2 protein-coding genes are annotated in these 1,629 nt (G+C 70.9%); both read right to left on the bottom strand.

Features of this window, described 5'->3' with window-relative positions; all coding sequences use genetic code 11:
- Window positions 1-27: 27 nt before the first annotated feature.
- Complete coding sequence (locus I5I_RS03105) at window positions 28-315, bottom strand: hypothetical protein (RefSeq protein ID WP_036316363.1); 288 nt, start codon at window positions 313-315, stop codon at window positions 28-30.
- A 38-nt stretch (window positions 316-353) separates the two neighbouring features.
- Window positions 354-1,613 carry a cation:proton antiporter domain-containing protein gene (locus tag I5I_RS03100; RefSeq protein ID WP_036316361.1) on the bottom strand — a complete coding sequence of 420 codons (1,260 nt, stop codon included), beginning with the start codon at window positions 1,611-1,613 and terminating at the stop codon, window positions 354-356.
- Between the last annotated feature and the right edge of the window lie 16 nt (window positions 1,614-1,629).

Raw genomic sequence — 1,629 nt, 5'->3', positions numbered from 1 at the left:
GATGACGGACGCCACCCGCCCCGCGCGTTACCGCCGACTCATGAGAGCTGCGAGCGCGTCCTCGAGCACGAGAGCCTGGTGCCCCTCGGTCGCTTGCGCATAGGACGCCCCCGCGAGCGCCACGAAGACGGCACCGACCACGTCGACGTACCCGATGACAAGGCCGTCGGCGATCACGCGGTAGCGGTCGATATCGTCGATGACCAGCCGATACGCCTCGTCGCCGCCGGCGGCGGGAGCGTCCGCACCGGGACCGGGTCGATGGCCCTCCTCCGGTCGCTCAGCGCGACGGGACGGCGTGGTGTCGATGGTCATGGTGCGCCTCCGCCCCCAGCCTCGCGCACATGACCGGATCACGCCGGGGGCTTGACGGATGCCGCCGCGGCACCTACTGGGGCCGGTGCGGCATCCGCTGCGCGTGCTCCCCACAGGCGCCGAACGAGCAGGGGCCCGCCGATCCCGTGGATCGCGACGCTTCCCAGCACGACCATGCAGGTCGCCGCCAGCACGAGAAACCCCTGCTCGCCGGGCAGGGCGTTCGCGGCGATGAGCCCGAACACGATGGATGCTGCGCCGCGCGGCCCCACCACCGCGACGAAGATCCGCTCCTGGCGAGTTGCCTCGCTTCCGAGCAGGGCGATGCCGACGGGGATGATCCGCCCGATGGTGAGCGCGACGAGCGCCAGGGCGATCGCCGGCCACCAGTCATACGTCTCGCTCAGCAGCACGACGGCGGCGAAGCCGAAGGCCAGCCACAGCAGCAGATTGGTCAGCCACGACACATCCTCCAACAGAGTGAGCTCAGCGCGGTCGAGCCCCTTCTCCCCGCGCGTCAGCCGGATGGCGACACCGGCGACGAACACGGCGACGAAGCCGTTGCCGTGCAGCATGACGGCAGCCGCGAAGACGATGAGCGGTGCGGCGACGAAGGCGATGCGCATGCTCTGCGGCTCGGTCCACCCGCGCTCATCGGCGAAGCGGGTCGCGCCGCCGATGGCCGCGCCCACCGCCGCGCCGACGAGAACGGCGATGAGCCCGGCGGGGGCCGCGACGGCGAACGCGCGCCCGGCGTCGCCCGTGGTTCCCGCCGAGGCGAACGCGAGCGCGGCGAGCAAGAGCGGAGAGACGAGGCCGTCGTTGTAGCCGCTCTCGACGCTGAGCCAGCGCCGCACGCGCGCGGGAATCCGCTCGTCGCGGACGAGGGAGGTTTCGGGCGAGAAGTCGGCGGGAACCGCGATGCAGGCGATGGCGAGCACGACGGCGACCGACAAGCCGAGCGGGAGCATCAACCCGACCGCGAGGACGAGCACGAGCGAGAGCGGCAGGCCGATACCGAGCAGGCGGACCGGCACCCCCGTGAACTGCGAACGCACCGAGCCGCGCACATCCAGCGCGTCGACGAACAGCAGGAACGCGAGGACGATCTCGGCGAGGAAGAGCGTCGCTTTCGACTCCATGAAGAGAATGCCCTGAGTGGGCAGCACCGCCCCGGCGATCAGACCGAGCCCGGTCATCACGATCGGCCCGTTCACCGTGGCACGCCGAAACGTCCGGCTCCACAGCGACCAGATCAACAGAGCGACACCGGTGACGAGCAGGAATGTCGTCAGCACGGGACCTCACGCCTCG

The organism is Microbacterium sp. B24, assembly GCF_000333415.1.
In the GTDB taxonomy this organism is placed as follows: Bacteria; Actinomycetota; Actinomycetes; order Actinomycetales; family Microbacteriaceae; genus Microbacterium.
This window is presented reverse-complemented; position numbering and strand designations above follow the sequence as displayed.